2 protein-coding genes and 3 pseudogenes are annotated in these 3,918 nt (G+C 58.9%); 2 read left to right on the top strand and 3 right to left on the bottom strand.

Annotated elements, in window-relative coordinates; translation table 11 throughout:
- Positions 1 to 681 precede the first annotated feature (681 nt).
- Both ALC15_RS40775 and ALC15_RS47050 read right to left on the bottom strand, forming a co-directional pair.
- Complete coding sequence (locus ALC15_RS40775; protein WP_063616653.1) at positions 682 to 957, bottom strand: hypothetical protein; 276 nt, start codon at positions 955 to 957, stop codon at positions 682 to 684.
- Between the two features lie 581 nt (positions 958 to 1,538).
- Complete coding sequence (locus tag ALC15_RS47050) at positions 1,539 to 1,697, bottom strand: hypothetical protein (protein WP_244486500.1); 159 nt, start codon at positions 1,695 to 1,697, stop codon at positions 1,539 to 1,541.
- Positions 1,698 to 1,976: 279 nt separating this feature from the next.
- On the opposite strand from ALC15_RS47050, the pseudogene ALC15_RS42940 reads away from it, so the two are divergent.
- Positions 1,977 to 2,315 (top strand): annotated as a pseudogene (locus ALC15_RS42940) (transposase); the annotation flags it as partial.
- A 409-nt stretch (positions 2,316 to 2,724) separates the two neighbouring features.
- Here the strand turns inward: ALC15_RS42940 and ALC15_RS40765 are convergent.
- Positions 2,725 to 3,036, bottom strand: a pseudogene (locus ALC15_RS40765) (IS110 family transposase); the annotation flags it as partial.
- A gap of 64 nt (positions 3,037 to 3,100) precedes the next feature.
- Between ALC15_RS40765 and ALC15_RS45335 the strand changes: the two are divergent.
- Positions 3,101 to 3,443: pseudogene (locus tag ALC15_RS45335) on the top strand (IS630 family transposase); the annotation flags it as partial.
- Between the last annotated feature and the right edge of the window lie 475 nt (positions 3,444 to 3,918).

Below are 3,918 nucleotides of genomic sequence, written 5' to 3'. Positions count from 1 at the left end.
CCGTACGGATAGGCCGGACATATGACTGCACCGTCCGACGGTGATGCACGCTGAGAAATACCTTGCTAACCGGGCCGTTCCACATATGCGTCAGAGCCCCTTTTGGATGCCGATCGGGGTCCCAGTCCCAACGCCGGTTGACACGCGCAATTAACTCGTCGCACCGCTTCCGGGCATGTATGTCGTTAACCTGTCGCGGCTCGGACGAAGGCAGACGCGCGGCTTATGGCGCCGGGGACGTGGGGGGATCGGATCGACCTTGCGAGAAGCTCGACGAACCGGCGTACCCGTCTCACGTACTAGCGCCCTTCTCACGACGGATGCCGGGACATCGACCCGGTGCCGAGCGAACCGATCGGTGACGCCATCATCGATGTCGGTGACTGCGACTTTGGCCACGTGAGCCAGCGCGCGAGGTGACGGCTGCGGCGTCATAGCCGATCACCATCAATCGTGGGCTCCGCATAATTTCTGAAGTCCACAGGCTGCGTCGCCACGTAAATCATGAGGCTCGAATGGCCGCGCACTCCGCATAACGATCCAAGATCCGCTCCGTTATCAATCAGTTTAGTTCCCAGTGCCCTATGGCAGGCGTTACGTGAAATTTCTGACATTGTGGGACCTTCTGCAATGGGCGACCAAATTTCACGAACAAGTGACATTGATCCCGGCGGTCGCCCGCTAATTTGTGTCGCGCGGTCGGACAGGACGCCACGTGCGCGACATCAGCGGATCGTTGCGATCGTCGTATATGGGTACAAGCTCGCCAGCCTTCAACCCGAGGCCTTTCAAATCGGCTTCGCGGAGTTCGGAATTCACGATCGTTGCGTCACCGGCACTGGCAGCCAATGAGGCTTTCACGGCTTCCGCCTGATCAGCCATAGCGACGGCATAAGTTACATATCGAACCTTGCCGTCTTTGACGATGCCGACCGAAACCATCCATCCTGCTGCCATCTCAGTTCTGATCTATCCAAGAGAGCTTCTGTTTTCGAGGCGGGGGCTAGCTGGCGGTCTAGTCTCTTGGAATTCCTCTATCACCGCAAGTACGGCGCTCTTTGCCCGAGAGTATTTTTCGAGTGTCACTATGGCGTTCTTCAAAGCCCCTTCACGTGTCATGCCATGATCTCCACAAGGGCGACGGAGAAGGAAGCGCGGGTGGAGGGAGGTCCACCCGCGCAGGCTTGACGCTCGCAAGGTGCAGCGCGAATGCATGAGCAGCCAAGCCCGTACGTCTCCTAGCAACTCGCGTGCCAGATGATCATGATGCCAAGCGCTCGGCTGATCATCGTGCCGTCAGAAAAAGCGCACGGACGTCGGAGGCCGCCGACCGGCGAGTTGCGATGCGCGGCTTGGCCCTTAGGAGGTTAGTCAGTAAGAGACCAAGCCATGCATGGCTAAGCAACCCGCGTGCCAGAAGATCGGAAAGAGGAGGGGAAGCAAATTGCGCGCTATCACAGCACGCCAGCTAACTGCGGTGCGGCTTCCGGACATGCATGTCGTCAATCCGACGCGGTTGAACGAGAGCGAACGCGTCCCTAATCGGGCCGAGGCCGCACAGTGATCGGATCAATCTCGTCATCATGCACAACGATGAGCTCTCCGGTCTCCAAGCCCAACGTTTGCAGCATCCCATCTTCGACCGGGCAGTTGACCACTGCAGCCTTCGCGCCGCTATCTTTCAAAGCTAGCTTCACGGCTTTCCTTTGGTCCGCGACTGCGACCGCGTAAGTTATGTGCCTGTGCTCGTCGTCATCGTCGCCGCCTTCCTTGATGGCGACCGTCACAAACCGACCATCCATCTTGCTGCGCGCCGGGAAGGATCGCCTGAGAAGTCGGTCACCTCATTGCATCAAGGTTGCGGCCGCAAGGATTGCCAGCGAAGCCAGTTCCAGCAAAATGACGCAAGCTATGTGCGGGAGGTCGCCGCGCACTACACAGCTCCAGCACTAAACGGAGCGTGCATTCCAGCACAAACCAGCGATCCGCTGTTCGTCGACAAGGTACGCGATATCGTCGGCCTTTATCTATCCCACCGAACCGAGCCCTTGTCCTCAGCATCGATGAGAAAAGCCAGATTCAGGCCCTCGATCGCGAGCAGCCGGTCTTGCCGATGATGCCTGGCGTGCCGAACGTCGCACGCACACAGCTACGTGCGGCATGGCACGACCACGCTTTTTGCAGCGCTCGACGTTGCCTCGGGGTTCGTCATCGGCAAATGCTACAAGCGTCATCGGGCAGTCGAATTCTTGAAGTTCCTCAAAGAGATCGACGCTCAAATCCCTGAGGGGTTCGCTGTCCATCTCGTCATGGACATGTGTGGACGCCCCCGCTGGTGCAAGACGAATCTTTCGGCGAGCTCGGAGCGTGGTCGGGTGCTGACATGTGTCCGGCCTCTTGCTGCGGCTGTCACATGCCGCTGGCCCGTATGGGAGTTCGCGGAGCGGGTCCAATTCAACTTCGCGTGCTCGAGGCACGTATCCATGATCTGGTTTTCCCGATCCCCTGGTGCTGCTCGACCGCGAGCTTGCAAAGCGCCAAGGAGGATGCCGACGCACCCAGACCATCAACGCAATCCGTGGCCATGTAGCCGAATTCGGGATGATAGTGGCGAAGGGGCCCGTCCATGTTGCCAAGCTCGTGTCGGCGATCGGGGACGATGACACCGACATTCCAGAGCTCGCCCGACCGATTCTACGCCTGCTTGTTGAGCAACTGCGACTACTTGATGAAAGGGTGTCGCATTGTCGGCCGCTGGGCGGCTTCGCAGATCGCTTCCGCATCGGCGGCATCATTCTTCTGCCGCTTCACGAAGGGCTTCACATAGTCTGGCGCAATTAGTCGTGCCTCGTGCCCCAGTCTCGCGATCTCGCGCGCCCAGCAATGGCTGCTGGCGCAGGCTTCCATGGCGACCGTGCAGACCGGCTGTGTGGCAAGAAATTTGAGCACCTGGTCCCGCCGCAGCTTCTTGCGGAAGAGCACGGTTCCTGATCCATCGGCACCGTGCAGCTGGAATACGTTCTTCGCCAGATCCAAACCGAAGTTCCGACATGGACGCCTCCGTTCAAGTGATGGTCAACGACACCACTTTGGCACAGCGATGCCGAGAGGGGGCGTCCACCCCATCAACTATGCCACCCACCAAGACGCCCAGGATCAAAGCGTGGCTTGCTCGTCGGCCGCACTATCATGTCCACTTCACGCCGACTTCTGCGTCCTGGATCAATCTGGTCGAGCGCTGGTTCGCTTAACTCACCAGAAAGCAAATCCAGCGAGGCGTGCACACCTCCGTCAGACAACTCGAGGCCGACATCCGTACCTTTATCGACCTGCACAACAAACATCCGAAGCCCTTCAAATGGACCAAGTCTGCTGACCAGATTTTGGCTTCCGTCAAACGCTTCTGCCACAAAGCCCACCAGACTCTATGTGGTGCACTTTAGATTCACGTGACCAGATAGGCTCGCCGCTCCCTCTGACAGCACGATGTGGCGGCCAGGCGTTGACCACAGATAGAAGCATGAGCTCGGCGGCGTGACGTTCACTCGGGAGGCTTGACATCATCGGGCTCACTACAGATAAGGCCGTGTACCTATAAATCCGGCGGCCTCGTGCGACGGTGATTACGTCCGCTTTGCTCCTATAGCGACCGAATTCACGCGGCAGCGCGGTATGTCGCGATGGGCCATTGTGGACGGCTCCGGGTTGGCAAGAAGAACCTTCACTTTGCAGTTGGTCGGAGCAGCCCAGTGTTCGGCCTGTTTGAGCGGTTCGCATGACCGCTGGCCATTTGCCCTCCGCGGATCAGGTCCCGGTCAAAAGCACGCATTCTAAGATGCCGTGGCCCATGTGGGTTGTCCTGATCGCCGGATCGACCGGCGCTGCATTAGTGCTGTTCGCCCTCCCAACCGTTACATC

Source organism: Bradyrhizobium viridifuturi, from assembly GCF_001238275.1.
Taxonomy (GTDB): domain Bacteria; phylum Pseudomonadota; class Alphaproteobacteria; order Rhizobiales; family Xanthobacteraceae; genus Bradyrhizobium; species Bradyrhizobium viridifuturi.
Note: the sequence above shows the minus strand (reverse complement) of the source record. Positions and strands in the feature narration are given on the sequence as shown.